The sequence below is a fragment of the Ramlibacter sp. genome, from assembly GCF_029866045.1.
Taxonomy (GTDB): Bacteria; Pseudomonadota; Gammaproteobacteria; order Burkholderiales; family Burkholderiaceae_C; genus Ramlibacter.
This window is the reverse complement of record NZ_JARXAB010000116.1, coordinates 1-15,195: the sequence shown is the minus strand read 5'-3', so window position 1 is coordinate 15,195 and position 15,195 is coordinate 1. Positions and strand designations below refer to the sequence as shown.

General features: G+C 66.2%; 10 protein-coding genes and 2 pseudogenes. 4 read left to right on the top strand and 8 right to left on the bottom strand.

What is annotated here, in order from left to right; all coding sequences use genetic code 11:
* The 3 genes and pseudogenes from QE494_RS12650 to mltG form a co-directional block, all read right to left on the bottom strand.
* Positions 1-339: pseudogene (locus tag QE494_RS12650) on the bottom strand (DNA polymerase III subunit delta'); the annotation flags it as partial.
* Between the two features lie 82 nt (positions 340-421).
* The gene (gene tmk, locus QE494_RS12645; protein ID WP_300043777.1) at positions 422-1,078 is read right to left on the bottom strand and encodes a dTMP kinase; all 657 of its coding nucleotides are present in this window, start codon (positions 1,076-1,078) and stop codon (positions 422-424) included.
* Positions 1,079-1,094: 16 nt separating this feature from the next.
* A complete protein-coding gene (gene mltG / locus QE494_RS12640) occupies positions 1,095-2,090 on the bottom strand; it encodes an endolytic transglycosylase MltG (protein WP_300043775.1) in 996 nt (331 codons plus the stop codon).
* 83 nt (positions 2,091-2,173) lie between these two features.
* On the opposite strand from mltG, the gene QE494_RS12635 reads away from it, so the two are divergent.
* Together QE494_RS12635 and QE494_RS12630 are read left to right on the top strand one after the other, a co-directional pair.
* Complete coding sequence (locus QE494_RS12635; protein ID WP_300043773.1) at positions 2,174-3,208, top strand: folate-binding protein YgfZ; 1,035 nt, start codon at positions 2,174-2,176, stop codon at positions 3,206-3,208.
* A 91-nt stretch (positions 3,209-3,299) separates the two neighbouring features.
* Positions 3,300-4,547: a hypothetical protein gene (locus QE494_RS12630; RefSeq protein WP_300043771.1), complete on the top strand. Its 1,248-nt coding sequence runs from the start codon at positions 3,300-3,302 to the stop codon at positions 4,545-4,547.
* Positions 4,548-4,566: 19 nt separating this feature from the next.
* On the opposite strand, the gene QE494_RS12625 is transcribed toward QE494_RS12630, so the two are convergent.
* Positions 4,567-5,481: a YbgC/FadM family acyl-CoA thioesterase gene (locus QE494_RS12625; RefSeq protein ID WP_300043769.1), complete on the bottom strand. Its 915-nt coding sequence runs from the start codon at positions 5,479-5,481 to the stop codon at positions 4,567-4,569.
* A 4-nt stretch (positions 5,482-5,485) separates the two neighbouring features.
* A complete protein-coding gene (locus QE494_RS12620; protein ID WP_300043768.1) occupies positions 5,486-6,502 on the bottom strand; it encodes an alpha/beta hydrolase in 1,017 nt (338 codons plus the stop codon).
* Positions 6,503-6,623: 121 nt separating this feature from the next.
* On the opposite strand from QE494_RS12620, the gene QE494_RS12615 reads away from it, so the two are divergent.
* Both QE494_RS12615 and QE494_RS12610 read left to right on the top strand, forming a co-directional pair.
* Positions 6,624-7,760: an iron-containing alcohol dehydrogenase gene (locus tag QE494_RS12615; protein WP_300043767.1), complete on the top strand. Its 1,137-nt coding sequence runs from the start codon at positions 6,624-6,626 to the stop codon at positions 7,758-7,760.
* A 742-nt stretch (positions 7,761-8,502) separates the two neighbouring features.
* Positions 8,503-10,656, top strand: coding sequence for a hypothetical protein (locus QE494_RS12610; RefSeq protein WP_300043766.1), 2,154 nt, complete (start codon positions 8,503-8,505; stop codon positions 10,654-10,656).
* Here QE494_RS12610 and QE494_RS12605 read toward each other — a convergent pair.
* From QE494_RS12605 to QE494_RS12595, 3 genes and pseudogenes are all read right to left on the bottom strand, one after another.
* Complete coding sequence (locus QE494_RS12605; RefSeq protein ID WP_300043765.1) at positions 10,547-11,707, bottom strand: acyltransferase; 1,161 nt, start codon at positions 11,705-11,707, stop codon at positions 10,547-10,549. The genes QE494_RS12610 and QE494_RS12605 overlap by 110 nt on opposite strands.
* Entirely contained in the window at positions 11,704-12,813 is a 1,110-nt protein-coding gene (locus tag QE494_RS12600) for a phospholipase (RefSeq protein WP_300043764.1), read from the bottom strand. The genes QE494_RS12605 and QE494_RS12600 overlap by 4 nt, the downstream gene beginning before the upstream one ends.
* A 3-nt stretch (positions 12,814-12,816) precedes the next feature.
* Positions 12,817-15,195, bottom strand: a pseudogene (locus QE494_RS12595) (Tex family protein); the annotation flags it as partial.

Here is a 15,195-nt window from a genome sequence, read left to right as displayed (position 1 = left end):
GGGCTTGCGTTTCTTATCGTCGATATCGGCCTGGGCTTTTTCGGAAAGAGGCCAGCCCAGTTCAAGCATGTCGACCTCGGGCATGAGCACGCACAGGTCGCCGTGGGTGTGAACATCAATCGCGTGGCAGCTCGGGCACTGGCCGCAGGCGCCCTGCGCGGTCGGGGCTTCGCACAGCCAGGCGCGGGCCAGCGCCAGGGCCAGCTCAAACTGCCCCAGACCCGAAGGGCCCTGCAGGAGAAAGGCGTGACCCGGCCGGGCGGCCAGCGCCTGAAACTGGCGCCCAATCCAGGGCGCCAGCGCAGTCGGGGTGTTTGCCGGTGAAGCTCGCTCGCTCATGCTTCGATTGTGGGGGCTTGCCGGTCCCAGCAAAAGGGCGGCCTAAATGCCTCTCCATTAACAGCTTGGCTCAGGCTGAGGCTCAGAGCCAACCGCGGTCGGAGGCAGCGGCGCGCACCGCCTCCCAGACCGCCTCGCGGCTACGGGCGGCGTCGATACGGGCAAAGCGCGCTGGCGTTTCACGCGCGCGGCGCAGATAGCCCTCTTGAACCTGCTGAAAAAACGCAGCGGGCTGGGACTCGAACTTGTCCGGCACACGGGCGCCGGCCAGGCGACGGGCGGCCTCGACCGGGTCCAGCTCGAACAGCCAAGTGAGATCGGGATGGCGCAGGCCGCCCTCCCCGCCCTGCCCCTGCACCATGGCTTCGAGTTGCTGCAGGACCTGCCAGTCAAAGCCGCGACCGCCGCCTTGGTAGGCGAAGGTGGCGTCGGTGAAGCGGTCGCACAGCACCACCTGGCCGCGGGCCAGAGCAGGCTCGATCACCTGCACCAGATGCTCGCGCCGGGCGGCGAACATCAGCAACGCCTCGGTGAGCGGGTCCATCGGGTCGTTGAGGGCCAGGGTGCGCAGCTTCTCACCGAGCGGCGTACCGCCCGGCTCGCGGGTGGTGACGACTTCGCGACCGGCGGCAGCAAAGGCCTCGGCCAAGGCCTGAATGTGGGTGGACTTGCCCGCACCGTCGATGCCCTCGAAGGTGAGAAAGAGACCCTTGAGCGTGCTTCTGGACTGGTCCGTCATCGATGGCCCTTCGCGCTCATTGTCCACGCTGAAATTTGTTGACCGCGCGGTTGTGGTCGTCCAGGTTCTCGCTGAACTGGCTGCTGCCATCACCACGGGCCACGAAATAGAAGGCTTTGCTCTGCGCCGGCTGCACCGCCGCCAGCAGTGCTGCTTTGCCGGGCATGGCAATCGGTGTCGGTGGCAAGCCGTTGCGGGTGTAGGTGTTCCAGGGGGTGTCCGCGCGCAGGTCGGCGCGGCGCAGGTTGCCGTCAAAGGCCGTCCCCATGCCGTAGATGACGGTGGGGTCGGTCTGCAGCGGCATGCCGATGCGCAAGCGGTTATGGAAGACGGCAGAAATCAGCGGCCGGTCACTCGCGCGGCCAGTCTCCTTTTCGACAATGCTGGCCAGGGTGAGCGCGTCTTCGGGGGTGCGCAGCACCGAGTCCGGCTGGCGCTGGTTCCAGGCCTGTGCCAGGTGACGGTCCATCGCCCGCAGGGCACGGTCCATCAGGTGCAGGTCGCTCGAGCCCTTGCCATAGGTGTAGGTGTCGGGGAAAAAGCGACCCTCGGGAGCGATACCCGGGCGGCCCAGCTTCTCCATCAGGGCCTCGTCGGAGAGGCCAGCGCTGTCGGGGCGCAGGTCTTTTTCCTTGGCCACGGCGGCACGGAACTGGCGGAAGCTCCAGCCCTCGATCAGGCTCACCGCGCCCTGGGCCTGGTCGCCCCGGGCCAGCTTGGCCAGCAATGCACGCGGAGTAATGCCGGGCTCGAGTTCGTAACTGCCCGCCTTGATCAGGCGTGATTGCCCCGACAGGCGGAACCACCAAAAGAGCAGGGTCGGTGAGACCTCGGCACCGGCAGCCTGAACGGCCTGGGCGACTTCTCTGGGCCTGGTGCCGGGCTCGATGGACAGGTCGACCAGCGGCGTTTTGAGCGGGATGGGACTTAGCAGCCACCAAGCGCTGGTGCCGCCAGCGAGCAGGACGACCAGCAGGGAAAGCCAGAGCAGTCGGAAAAGTAGGCGCCGCACGAATGCAAGAAGGGGATGAAAGCCAGTGGGGAAAGAGTCCCCGACCGGGGGACGATCCGGGTTGGGAGCATGATAATTCAGCGATGACCGCCCCCTCCCCGACCGCTTCCGACACCGCTTCCGCAGCGGCCGCCGCCTCCGCCGTTCCCGAAGCCCTGCCCTCCCCCGCCGCCGCAGCCGCCCTGCTCGAAGGCGTAGCCACCCTGCCCCACCTGGGCGTGATCCGCGCCCAGGGCGAAGAGGCGGCCAAGTTCCTTCAGGGCCAATTGACCCAGGACTTCATGCTCATTCCCGAAGGCCATGCACGTTTTGCGGGCTACTGCTCGCCCAAGGGTCGGCTTCTGGCGAGCTTTGTTGGGGTCCGCCTGGCCGCGGACGACTTTGCGCTGGTGGTCTCGGCCGACATCTTGGCGCCGACCCTGAAGCGCCTGTCGATGTTTGTCTTGCGGGCCAAGGTCAAGTTGAGTGATGCAACGGCGGCTTTTGAATTGCGCGGGCTGGCCGGCGAGGCGGCCCGCTCGGCGCTGGGCGTAGCGGCTCCGGCCATGCCCGAGCCTTGGACGGACCAGGTGGAGGGTGAAGCCCATGCCGTCGCCCTGTATCCGGCCGATGGCGTGCCGCGCGCGCTGTGGCTGGCACCGGCCGGAACCACGCCCCCCGAGGCTGCAACGTTGTCCGAGGCTGCCTGGCTCTGGTCCGAGGTACGCAGCGGCGTCGCCACCATCACGGCACCGGTGGTCGAGGCCTTCGTGCCGCAAATGCTCAATTACGAATCGGTGGGCGGAGTGAACTTCAAGAAGGGCTGCTACCCGGGGCAGGAGGTGGTGGCGCGAAGCCAGTTCAGGGGGCAGATCAAGCGGCGGGCGTTTCTGGTGCGCTCGGAGCTTCCGCTAACCCCTGGCCAAGAAATGCAGTTGCCTGGGGATGACCAAGCTTCCACACTTGTCGTCCAGGCGTCGCCCCTCCCGGAAAATGGCTCTGGAGCAACCTTTTGGGATGCGATCGTATCTGGTCATCTCAGCGGCGAAGGAATTGGCGCTCTTGAAAAAGTCGCTGATGGGGACGCAACGCGCCTCTACTCCAAATCAATACCGTATTTTTTACTGGCTGATATTTAGCTTCAAGCGGGGCGGGCCTTTTCCGCATGACTGGCACGAACTGAAGAGCTGGAGTGGTTACTGATGGGCATCCAAATCCTCAGGGGGTTTCATGCCTGTTCAGAGCCCGTCCAATCAGAGCCAGTCCTATGTGCGGCCGTCGTACATCGAGCGGACTTTTCCGCGTTTGACCAGCAAGGTCATGCAGGCAAAGCTCAATTTGTTAGGTGAGCGCCCTGAAGCCGCAAGGAGTTACCCATCAGCCCTTAGCTTCAGGACGAATGACCGCATTCAGCCAGTCGTTCGCCCCATCAACACCAGAGTTGCTGACCGGTTTGTTTTGACGCAACCAAGCACACGCCACATGATGGCCGCTCCCGGAGCAATGGTGAAAAAGACGTGTGATGAATATCGAACGATCGCACTGCTCAATCGGAGCTCACTGGAGCTCGACGCTGCGGCTGCGAAGTTATCTGTCCAACTCGGCCACCGAAAAATGAGCGACGAAAGTGCCGCGTGGGCCTTGCGGTCCGCAGCTTCGCCGGCAGCCATGAAGGTGGAACCAGGGACCTTATTGCCCATGACCAGTAATGCGCTCAGCGTTGAACTGCTCGTCAGGAGGTTCGCGATCGACAAAGGAGGAAATCGGATAACTCTGGAAGACTTAGCTGGACTAAGGCTCGCCATCGATCAGGGCGTGAAAGATCCAGATATCCACCGAAGATGTATCGAGGCCTTGGCATGGGAAACGAATACCCCTGTCATTGATAGCGGGGAAGCCATCAAGAAAGCAGACCCAGAGCAGCAGCAAAAGGATCGGCTTGATTCAGCAGTCGACGGATTTGTCGACAAGAGCCGCACACTGCCATTGAGTACGAAGGAAGCATTCCGGCACTTCATTGCGGTCAAGGTGGGCCCCCCCAGCGGCAAGGACTTCCAGCAAATGATCCACCGCTTAAACGACCATCACCAGAGTGCAAAATCAAATTCGCAGGAGCGGGAGAGGATCACCGGACTGATGCGCTTTGCCACGGACGTGATGGTCACAGCATGGACGCGGGGCGAGAACGGCCCTGCAATGGCCCCCATGCCAGACTTCAAGGCAATTGTGGACGACACCATCGACCAAGCCCATGCGCGCAAGGTGTGCATCGGAGCCGTGGAGGCTGCACTCGATGAACAGGTTGCCGGCACCACCCCAGACGGTGTTGAACATCCGTTATCGCCATCCCCAGCAGATGCGGGAATTAGCCAACATCTTGCGCCGGATCGTTTGCCGCTGACGCCGGCGCAGAACTCCACGGATGCACCATTAGCCTCGGACGAAGTCCAAATGCCAGTCAGTCACAAGCCGAGCTGAGTTGCAAAGGCGTTGGAGCCTAGCCGAGCAACCCACTCATGGTCACGTGGGGGATTCCGACCTCTTCGAAAGGCGCGCCGACGATCAAAAATCCCATCTTGGCGTAGAAGGCCTGTGCGCTGCGCTGGGCATGAAGGACGATTTCTCGGTCGCCCCGTGCGCGTGCAGAGTCCATCAGGCGCAATAGGATCGCACGTCCCACACCGCTGCCCCGCAGCACCTCATGCACCGCCATCCGCCCGATCTTGCTCACACTATCCTCGGCCGGTAGCAGCCGGCCCGTGCCCACCGCCATCCCCAGCCGGTTGTAGGCCACCGCATGCACGCACACAGCATCGGCCTCGTCCCATTCCTCTTCGACCGGAATCTTCTGCTCGACCACGAAAACTCGCAGGCGGATCTCGCGGGCGTCGTCGCCCAGTTCGTCCCAGCGCCCCGTTCGCACGGTGACCATTTCCTCGCCCCGCTCATAGCCCTCGATGCAGTCACGCAAGGCCTGTGGCACCGGCTTGGAGGTTTGCGTCGCCGGGTCGGCAAACACGTAGAGCAAATCGACCGTCACCAGCAGCTGCTCGCCGCGGAAGATGCCGCACTCAAAAACCATCGAGCTGTTGCCGATGCGGGCGCAGCGCATGCCGATGTCCAGCCGGTCGTCCATCTTGGCGGACGCGTGGTACTCGACGGTGGCCTTTTTGACATACAGGTCACCCCCCAGGTGGTGCATGGCCTCCTCATAAGGCAACGCCAGAGCCCGCCAGTAGTCGGCCACCGCCGTGTCCGCGTACATCAGGTAGTGGGCGTTGAAGACGATTTTTTGCATGTCCACCTCGGCCCAGCGCACCCGCAGGCGGTGGAAGAAGCGGAAGGCGTCGCGGCTCGGGGCTGGAGTTTTCGCCTGGGATTGGGATTGGGGCTGGGATTGGGCGTGGCTCATGGTGTCAGGGCTGTAGGGCGCGGCGCAGGGCGGCGGCCGCATCGGAGTGGAACTGGCGGGCCTCGGGGATCACCCGGCCCATTTTGATGAACTCATGCACCACGCCGCGGTAGATCTCAAGATCAACCGGCACACCGGCCATGCGCAGCTTGTCGGCGTAGGCCAGTCCTTCGTCAACCAGCGGGTCGCACTCGGCCAGGGCCAGCCAGGCTGGGGCTACGCCCTCGACGTCGGGTGCCAAAAGCGGGGCAAAGCGCCAGTCTTCTCGGTCCTGGCGCGGGAGGTAGTGGGAGAAGAACCAGTCGATCATGGTCTCGTCGAGCAGCAGGCCTTCGCGGTAGTGGGTGCGTGAGGGAAAGTCGGCGTGGGCGGTGGTGCCGGGGTAAATCAGGAGCTGCAGCGCCAGGGGCAGGCCCACGTCACGCGCCATCAGGGCACAAACCGCAGCCAGGGTGCCGCCGGCGCTGTCGCCGCCGACGGCAAGGCGGGACGGGTCCAGGCCCAGGGTGGCGCCTTGGGCGTGTAGCCATTGCAGGCCGTCCCAGGCGTCGTGGACAGCGGTGGGAAATGTGTGCTCGGGGGCGAGGCGGTAGTCCAGGGAGACCACGGCGCAGCCCGAGAGGCGCGCCAGCTCCCGGCAGAGGGTGTCATGGGTGGCGATGCTGCCGATGGCGAACCCGCCGCCATGCAGAAAAAGAAGCACGGGGCGGCCGGATGTGGTGCCGGATGTGGTGCCGGATGTGGTGCCAGATGTGGCGCCTGGCGCGGTACCCAGGGCGGCCAACTTGGCCACGCTATTGCCCTCCGATGTCCGGGCTGGCGCCGCATCGTCATACAGCCTGGCGGCCATGTTGTGCCCGTCGCGGGCGGGGATGTGAAAGTCTTCGACCCGAGCCACAACGGGCTTGGGAATCTCCAGGAACTCGGCCACCTGCTCATAGGCGGCGCGGGCCTGGGCTGCCGTCATGTGGTGCATGGGCGGGAGCTTGGCGCGGGCGCGCCGCTCGAGCACGGAGCGCATGGCCGGGGTCAGTCGCGTAGGGGGCATGGTCAGCTTGAAAACTATGGCATCGTAGCGCTCAAACGGTCCGGACTCACAGGTCCGGATCCCCCGCTAAAGACCAAATTCATACCCCCGCGCCATGGCCTTCATCAACTACGCCACACAGATCCAATTCGAGTTCGGTGCCATTGCGCTTCTCAAGCAGGAGTGCGAACGCGTCGGCATTACCCGTCCCCTCATCGTCACAGACGCCGGCGTACGCGCCGCCGGCGTACTGCAAAAGGCACTGGATGCACTGGCTGGCGTGCCGACCGCCGTCTTCGACCAGACCCCGTCCAACCCCAACGAGGCCGCGGTGCGGGCAGCGTGCGTGGTGTACCAGCGGGAGGGCTGTGATGGCTTAATCGCCGTCGGAGGCGGCTCGGCCATCGACTGCGCCAAGGGGGTGGCCATTGCCGCCACACACCCGGGGCCGCTGACGGACTACGCCACCATCCTGGGCGGCGCCCACCGAATCAGCGAGAAAGTCGCTCCGCTCATTGCTGTGCCCACCACCAGCGGCACTGGCAGCGAGGTGGCGCGCGGTGCGATCCTCATCGTTGACGATGGCCGCAAGCTGGGTTTCCACAATTGGAACCTGATGCCGCGCGGCGCCATCTGCGACCCCGAGCTGACCCTGGGCCTGCCGCCCAAGCTCACCGCGGCCACCGGCATGGACGCCATTGCCCACTGCATGGAGACCTTCATGGCGCCGGCCTTCAACCCGCCGGCCGACGGCATCGCGCTCGACGGTCTCGAACGGGGCTGGGCGCACATCGAGCGCGCCACCCGCGTCGGCAGCGACCGGGAGGCGCGCCTCAACCTCATGAGCGCCTCGATGCAGGGCGCCATGGCTTTCCAGAAGGGCCTCGGTGCGGTGCACTCGCTCTCGCACAGCCTGGGGGGCGTCGACCCGCGCCTGCATCACGGCACGTTGAACGCGATGTTTCTGCCTGCGGTGATCCGCTTCAACGCCCAGGCCGAGTCCATCCGAAAAGAGCGGCGTCTGGAGCGCATGGCCCATGCCATGGGTCTGACTTCGGCGGGTGATGTTGCGCAAGCTATCCGTGACCTGAACGCGCGACTAGGACTGCCCAAGGGCCTGGCCGAGATGGGCGTGACCCGGGACCTGTTCGCCAAGATCATCGAGGGCGCGTTGGCTGACCACTGCCACAAGACCAATCCGCGCATCGCGACGCCCGAAGAGTACGAGGCGATCCTGGCCGAGTCGCTCTGAGGCAGGGCCGGCACCTCGGCCGGCCTTTTAGACAGGGGCGCGTCAAGCGGCGGCGCTGCGGTGGGGTTTTGATCACGGTCTTTCCGTCATCCAACCCTCCACCGAGGTCCTCCTAGACCATGCACGGCCAGACTCCCCCAAGAACCACCACGACCCGGCTCGTTATCGTCAGAGCCGCAGCCGCAGCGGCACCCACCGAGCGCGGAGCTCCCGGTGCCGACGTCATGGGGCCAGCGCCTGAAGCGGCAGCCGCTGCGCCCCCGCCTCCACAGCCAATCCAGGAGCCTGGGCGCGACGCCGAGCCCGGCTGCCTCCGGTCCCTGTTTTCCTGCTGCCTGCCCCGTCTGCCGCGCCCCACTGCCTCCGCTGCCGCCCGTGTAGCTCCCGCTCCGCCGCCTGCCGGAACTGCCGGGGCTCTTCCTTTGCGGCTTCGCGTAGTGGCGTCGGACGCAGCGCCGAGGGTGGCGCCAGATGCGGCGCCACAGGCCGTTACCCGCCGAGTCACAAGCCTCGCCCGTGCGCACCGCTTCCAAGACGCAGGCCAGGTCTTCGCTGACGCAGCCCTGGGACCGAGATCCACGCCCGAGCAGTGCTGCGCGCTGATGAAGTGGCTGAACGACAACTGGGCGATAGACGGCGAAGTCGGTGATATGTTTTGGAGGGATCCGTCGACGGAGGGGCCGATGAAGAAGGCCTTTGGCCATCCACCCCGCGGGCCAAGCGGACGAAGCAGGAGGCGGCCATGACGTCGCCGAGCGCCGCAGCCATTCCCGACGGGTCCACGCCATCGGCGCAAGCGCGGACTTCTGGGGTGCCCGCTGCACAAACGGCTCGGCACGCTAGCGCTTCGCCACAGGGTGCCGGCCTCGGGCCCGATGCCGCCACCGCGCCGATGGCGTTTGATGACGATCAGCCGGGCCTGTGCGCCCGCTTCGCAGACAGCCTGTCCCTCGGTGGCTTGCGTGATGAACGTCGCCCTACGTCCTTCGCCGATCAGGCACTGGCATCGACAGCCCCGATCCGTGGTGAGACCGTTGCCGTCGCCGCCGTCGATGCCAAGAGCCGGTCCGTCCGCGGCCCGAACCCAGCGCAAGAGCCGCTCGCAGCGTTTGAAGCCCGGCTCTCCACGATGATGCTTCAAGGAAAGGCGGATTCGGCTGGGTCGCTGTGGGCCGAGCGCGCGCTGGGTCGCCATGCCACGCCCTCAGACTGTGCTGCCATGCTCGCGAGATTGGCCGTCGGCGCGGCGTGGGGTCCTGTGCGTGATGAGCGCTCCCTGCGTGGTCTTCGTGGTGACGGTCAAGCCGGGCCTTCGGCCGCAGCGGCGCTCCAGCAGTTTCGCCAGACGGTGGGGCGCGCCGGCGCTGCCCTGCTGGCAAGCCCGACGGATCGGCAGACGCGCTCCCATGCCCTGGGTGTCCTGGGGGCCGCTTACGACTTGCTCACCGTGCGTCTTCCGCGCTCGCGGTGTCCGTCTTGGGCTCAGGACGAGGCTCTGCGCCCCTGGTTCGAGGCCGTCATCGAGAGGCTCCCCGACGAAGGCGTGCGGCCGGAGATATCCCCTGGCGAAGGGACGTGGCCTGAACAGCGTCCCATCTCCAGCCGACCCACCCGCGTGCCAGCCCCCTGGGTGATGGCTGCCCTCCGTCCTCTCTTGCGCCTGCAGGTTGATCTGGGCCTCAATTCCTTGCTTCAGCCCCTTCTGGAGGCTGCGCTCATCGCCCGCGCTCCGAAGGCTACCCTGATGCCAGGCCCGGAAAGCGCCATGGAGATCGAGGGGGCTCCATGGCCTGATTCGCCCAGTGCCCGGCTGGCCTCGTACCTGCCGGACCTGATCAAGGAGCAGTCGCACGAAACGCTCGATCTGGAGGCACTGGGCGCCCTCGGCAGGGCGGGGGTCGATGTCGTGGAGGTGCTGCGCACGATTTCACGTTCCCCCAGGGCCCCGGGCTTCGGTGAGCTGATGAAAAACGTCAGTACGCGATTCAAGAAAGAAGAACCCGCCGAATTGATGCGCCTTTTTCAGCGGATCTCCGACCAGTTGACCTCGGCGCATGTGGTGCAGTGCGCCGCCATCAGCCACAGCTATGGCGTGCGGCGGCCCACCGAAATTTACGCCGCTGAGGGTGACCCGCTCCGACAACGCTCCGAGGTCCGCCTTTGGTTCAAGGCGATCATCGCCGAGCTGCGGCCCGAGGAATTCGTTCGCGAGCGTGAGGCCCTGGTGCGGTTTGTGCAGGCCTTACCCGCTGCGGCTTTGAGGCTGGGCCCTATGACATCGCCAATCCCTGCGACAACGTTCGAAGCGATTGGCAAGTCACACATCCAGGCGCTCGCGCACTTCTACATCGCCTATTGGCAGGCGCTGTATCCGAGCGTGCAATACGTGCGCGTGATGACGGACCCGGACTTGATGAACACCGGCGTCCGGGAGCTCTCCGCATGCCTGCTGGTCCCTCGCCTGGGCTGGCACACCGCAATGGTCCAGCGTGAAGCCCAGTGGCTGGCCCAGCAGGGTGAGAAACTCGGCCTGGCGATGGAAGACCGCAGGGCTTCGGCGAGCGTTCTGAGGGAAATCATCGCCGAGCTGCGCTACGCCGTGGGCCTGCTCAAGGAGCGCCCCGCCTGGGTGTCAGACCTGATCGGCCCGCCCCCTGAGGACTCCGACATTCCAGTCCTGGGAATCACCCGAATGTTCGACTGGCGCATCAAAGAGGTCGTGGCTGAAATCGAGAGGGCAAAGAGGGGCTTCTCCGACGCCTCGGGGCCCGGTCGCAGCGGGCAGGCTAGTGCCGCGGGTGCAGCGGCGACTTCGGCCGCGCCAGCAAGCGCTTGGCCAGGCGCTGACCAGGGGCCTCGATCCAGCGAAAGCCTTGGGTCGCCAGCACGCAAGTGACCCAGCCCGCCGCGAGGGCGATGCCCAGCCCCAATGCCTGTTGGCCTGCCACCGCGGCCTGCGCGCCGGGCCAGACGAACCAGGCAAAGCCGAAATACACCAGCGGGTGAATCAGGTACACCCCGTAGGTGAGGCGTCCCAGCAGGTCGGCCAGGGCCAGAGCAAAGGGCCGTTCCACCCGCACCTGGGCGCTCACCCAGACCACCAGAGCGCAGGCGAGCGGGATCATCAGGCCGCGCCATCCCAGCAGTTCCTGCCCCGGTGTGGGCCCGGCGGCGACGACCAGCAGCAGGCCCAGACCACCCCAGGCGAACACGCCCGTCGTCCATGCGAGGCCTCGGCCCCGCCAGGCGCCCTGCTCGCGCCGCGCCTGCCCGATCAGGCACCCCGCAAAGAACCAGCCGGCGAAGCCAGGCACCTGGTGATAGGCCACACCCGCAGTGGCCAGCCCCTCCTGGCCCACCGTCGACAGCACCCAGCCGGCCTGCAGAAGCACCAGCGCCGCCAGCGTGACCCAGCGGCCGGCGCGCGTGCGTGCCGCCTGCATCAGGAAGGGAAAGGCCAAATAAAAAACGAACTCGATGCCGAGCGACCAACCGCCCACGGCCAGTGCCCAGGTGGTCGGGTCATACAGGCCGAAGGCGAAGCTGGCGTTGAGCGCCAGACGAAAAGGGATCTCGGAGGCCCAAAAGCCGTTGCGCGCGGCCAGCATGGCCAGGAACACCAGACAGGCCACGAGGTACAGCGGTGCCAGCCGAAACCAGCGCGTGACCAGAAAGCGCCAGGCACCGCCCCAGGTGGCCACGCGGTCGGCGTCGTACACATAGGCCATGCTCGCGCCCGAAAGCAGGAAGAACAGGTAGACACCGTAGGTGCCCAGAGGCGAGAGATGGGCGATGTCTTGCCACCCGAGCAGGTGATAGGCCATGACGGTGAGCGCGCAAAGCCCGCGCAGCAGGTCCCAGCCGAGCACGCGCTCGCGGGGGCTCGCAGATGCCGGCCTGTCAGGTGCTGGGGTGCGCGCGGGTTCGGCCTCGCGCACCAGCCTCACAAGGCCTCCACCTGGGACGGGTCCGGCTTGGCCAGCCAGGCCTCAAATTCCTCGGACAGCTGGCGTGACGCGTCGACCGCGCGCGTCCAAGCCTCCACGCGGGCGGCCAGGTCCAGGCCGTAGCGCGTGAAGTCGGTGCGATCAGGCAGCTTGCCATTGGGCAGCGTGGCCACCCAGGCCGGGTCCGGCGCCACCACCAGCATGTTGTCCAGGAAGGCGCTGGACCGGTGCCGCCAAGGCAGGCCTTTGTCCAGCCAGCCGGGCACGACGGCTTTCTGAAAATGCGGGTACAGCACCAGCCCGCCCTGACCGGGCCCTTCGGACTTCGGCGGAAGGTAATTGAGGTGCAGGTGGTAGTCGGTGAGGCCGCCGTCCCAATAAGCGCCAGGCGGCGCGCCGGGAATGTCGTTCACCGCGCGCATGAAGAAGGGGATGGAGCAGCTGGCCTGTACCACGGCGTGAAAGTTCGCCTCGGTCAGCGGCAGCTGGCGTGTGCGGAAGTCTTGCGTGGCAAAGGGGAGCCGGCCCATCTCGACCGGCTCGGCGCCGCTGCTAAAAACCATCCGCTCCAGCCAGCCCCCCAGCGCCGGTCGGTGGACTGCATTGGCCAGAAAGGCACTGGCATAGCCCAGGGGCGTGGCCAGCGGATGCTCCCGGCGCAGAAGCTGGCGGCCGCGCGAGACCAGCACATGCAGCCGGTAGCGCGGATGCGAGAGGATCTGGCTCAGGCGGCCCTCGTAGAAGGTGTGCAGGCCCTGAGCAAAGCCCTCGGAAATCTGGTCAGCCGTCGGCATCTTGCGGCCCGGCGGCGGCTCCTGGTGCTGGCGGATGTAGTCATGCGAGAGCCGGCCGAAGGCGGCGATGGGATCGTCCAGGCAGGCGGTGGCCATGCGCCAGGCGCCGATCGAAGCGGCCACCAGGTCCACCGGGTGCTGCGATTGCGCCAGCCAGCGGCCGAAGATGAATTCGTCGAGCGGGCCGAGGATCAGCCCCTTGGGCCCTCCGGCCGCCCCCGGCACCACGCCGATGTCGGATGGCTGCAGGCCGTGCCGCTCAATATGGCGACGGGCGGCAGGGCCAGCGTAGAGGCGAAGGGCGCGGGGCATGGCTTACTTCTTGAGGCCCTGCAGCTTGGCAAACGCCCCGGCCATGGCCGAATCGAGCTTTTGCGGCGTCGGCGCGCGCTGGCCGCGGGCGGCATGTTCGAAGCGGTTGTCGCCGCCCCGGCCTGGCCCGCCACCGACACCAGGAGCAGTGCCCTCGCGCCGTCCACCGCCCTGCCCTTGCGGCGCGCCGAGCTTCATGGTCAGGCTGATGCGCTTGCGCACCGGGTCGACCTCGAGCACGCGCACCTTGACGATGTCGCCGGTCTTGACCACCTCGCGTGCATCAGTGACGAACTTGTGCGAGAGCTGGCTCACATGGACCAAGCCGTCCTGGTGCACGCCCAGGTCAATGAAGGCGCCAAACTGCGCCACGTTGCTCACCGTGCCTTCGAGCTCCATGCCCTCGCGCAGGTCGGCAATGTCTTCCACGCCGTCGTTGAAGCGGGCCACCTTGAAGTCGGGTCGCGGGTCGCGGCCGGGTTTTTCCAGCTCGGCGAGGATGTCGCGCACGGTGATGACGCCAAACTGCTCGTTGGCAAACAGCTCAGGGCGCAGGGCCTTGAGCATCTCGGCGCGGCCCATTACCTCTTGCACCGGCTTGGCCAAGGTGCCCAGCATCTTCTCGACCACCGGGTAGGTTTCGGGGTGCACACCAGTCATGTCCAGCGGGTTCTCACCACCGCGAATGCGCAGAAAGCCAGCGCTTTGCTCGAAGGTCTTGGGGCCCAGGCCCGAGACCTCCAAAAGTTGCTGGCGGCTTTTGAAGGCACCATGGCTTTCGCGCCAGCGCACTACCGACTTGGCCACGGTGGCCGACAGCCCCGAGACGCGCGAGAGCAGCGGCACCGAGGCGGTGTTGAGGTCGACGCCGACGCCGTTCACGCAGTCTTCCACCACTGCGTCCAACTGGCGCGCCAACTCGGACTGGTTCACATCGTGCTGGTACTGGCCGACGCCGATGGACTTGGGGTCGATCTTCACCAGCTCGGCCAATGGGTCTTGCAGACGGCGGGCGATGCTGGCCGCGCCGCGCAGGCTTACGTCGACATCGGGCATTTCTTGGGAGGCGAATTCGCTGGCCGAATACACCGACGCCCCAGCCTCGGACACCACCACCTTTTGCAGGCCGGCAAAGCGTTCGGCCTCCGGCCCGGTGAGGGTGGCCAGGCGCTTGATCAAATCGGCGGCGAGCTTGTCGGTCTCGCGGCTGGCGGTGCCGTTGCCAATCGCAATCAAATTGACGCCGTGCTTCTCGCACAGCTTGGCCAGGGTGTGCAGCGACCCTTCCCAGTCGCGGCGCGGCTCGTGAGGGAACACGGTGCTGGTGTCGACCAGCTTGCCGGTAGCGTCCACCACGGCCACCTTCACGCCGGTGCGAATGCCCGGGTCCAGGCCCATGACCACCCGTGGGCCGGCGGGCGCTGCCAGCAGCAGGTCGCGCAGGTTGTCGCCAAAGACCTTGATGGCTACTTTCTCGGCGTCTTCACGCAGGCGGGTGAAGAGGTCGCGTTCGGTGGAGAGCGACAGTTTCACCCGCCAGGTCCAGGTGACGCATTTGCGAATCAAATCGTCGGCGGCCCGCTTGGCGTGGCTCCAGCCCAGGTGCAGGGCAATGCGGCCCTCGGCGATCGAGGGCTGGCCGGGCTCGGGCTCGATGGGCAGCACCAGCTTGGCGTCCAGAATCTCAAGCTGCCGGCCGCGAAACACCGCCAGCGCACGGTGCGAGGGGACCCGGCCAATCGGCTCGTCTTAGTCAAAATAGTCGCGGAACTTGGCGACGTCGGGGTGGTTTTCATCCTTGCCAGCCGCGAGCTTGGATTTGAGCAGGCCCTCGGTCCACAGCCATTCGCGCAGGGACTGCACCAAGGCGGGGTCTTCGGCCCAGCGCTCGGAGAGGATGTCGCGCACCCCGTCTAGCACCGCGGGCACGGTGGTGAAGTCTTCGCCGCCCTCGCCTTTCTCGGCTTTCACAAAGGGCTGCGCCTCCACCTGTGGGTCCCGCGTGAGGTCGGCAAAGAGCAAATCGGCCAGCGGCTCGAGCCCGGCCTCGCGGGCGATCTGTCCCTTGGTGCGGCGCTTGGGCTTGTAGGGCAGGTACAGGTCTTCGAGTTCCTGCTTGGTCGGCGCAGCTTCGATGGCAGCTTGCAGCTCGGGGGTGAGCTTGCCCTGCTCACGGATGCTGGCCAGTACGGTCTCGCGCCGGTCTTGCAGTTCGCGCAGGTAGGACAGGCGAGCTTCGAGCTCGCGCAACTGGATGTCGTCGAGGCCCCCGGTGGCCTCCTTGCGATAACGGGCGATGAAGGGGACGGTGGAGCCTTGGTCGAGCAGGTCGACGGCGGTGCGCACCTGCTCTTCACGGACTTTGATCTCGGCGGCAATTTG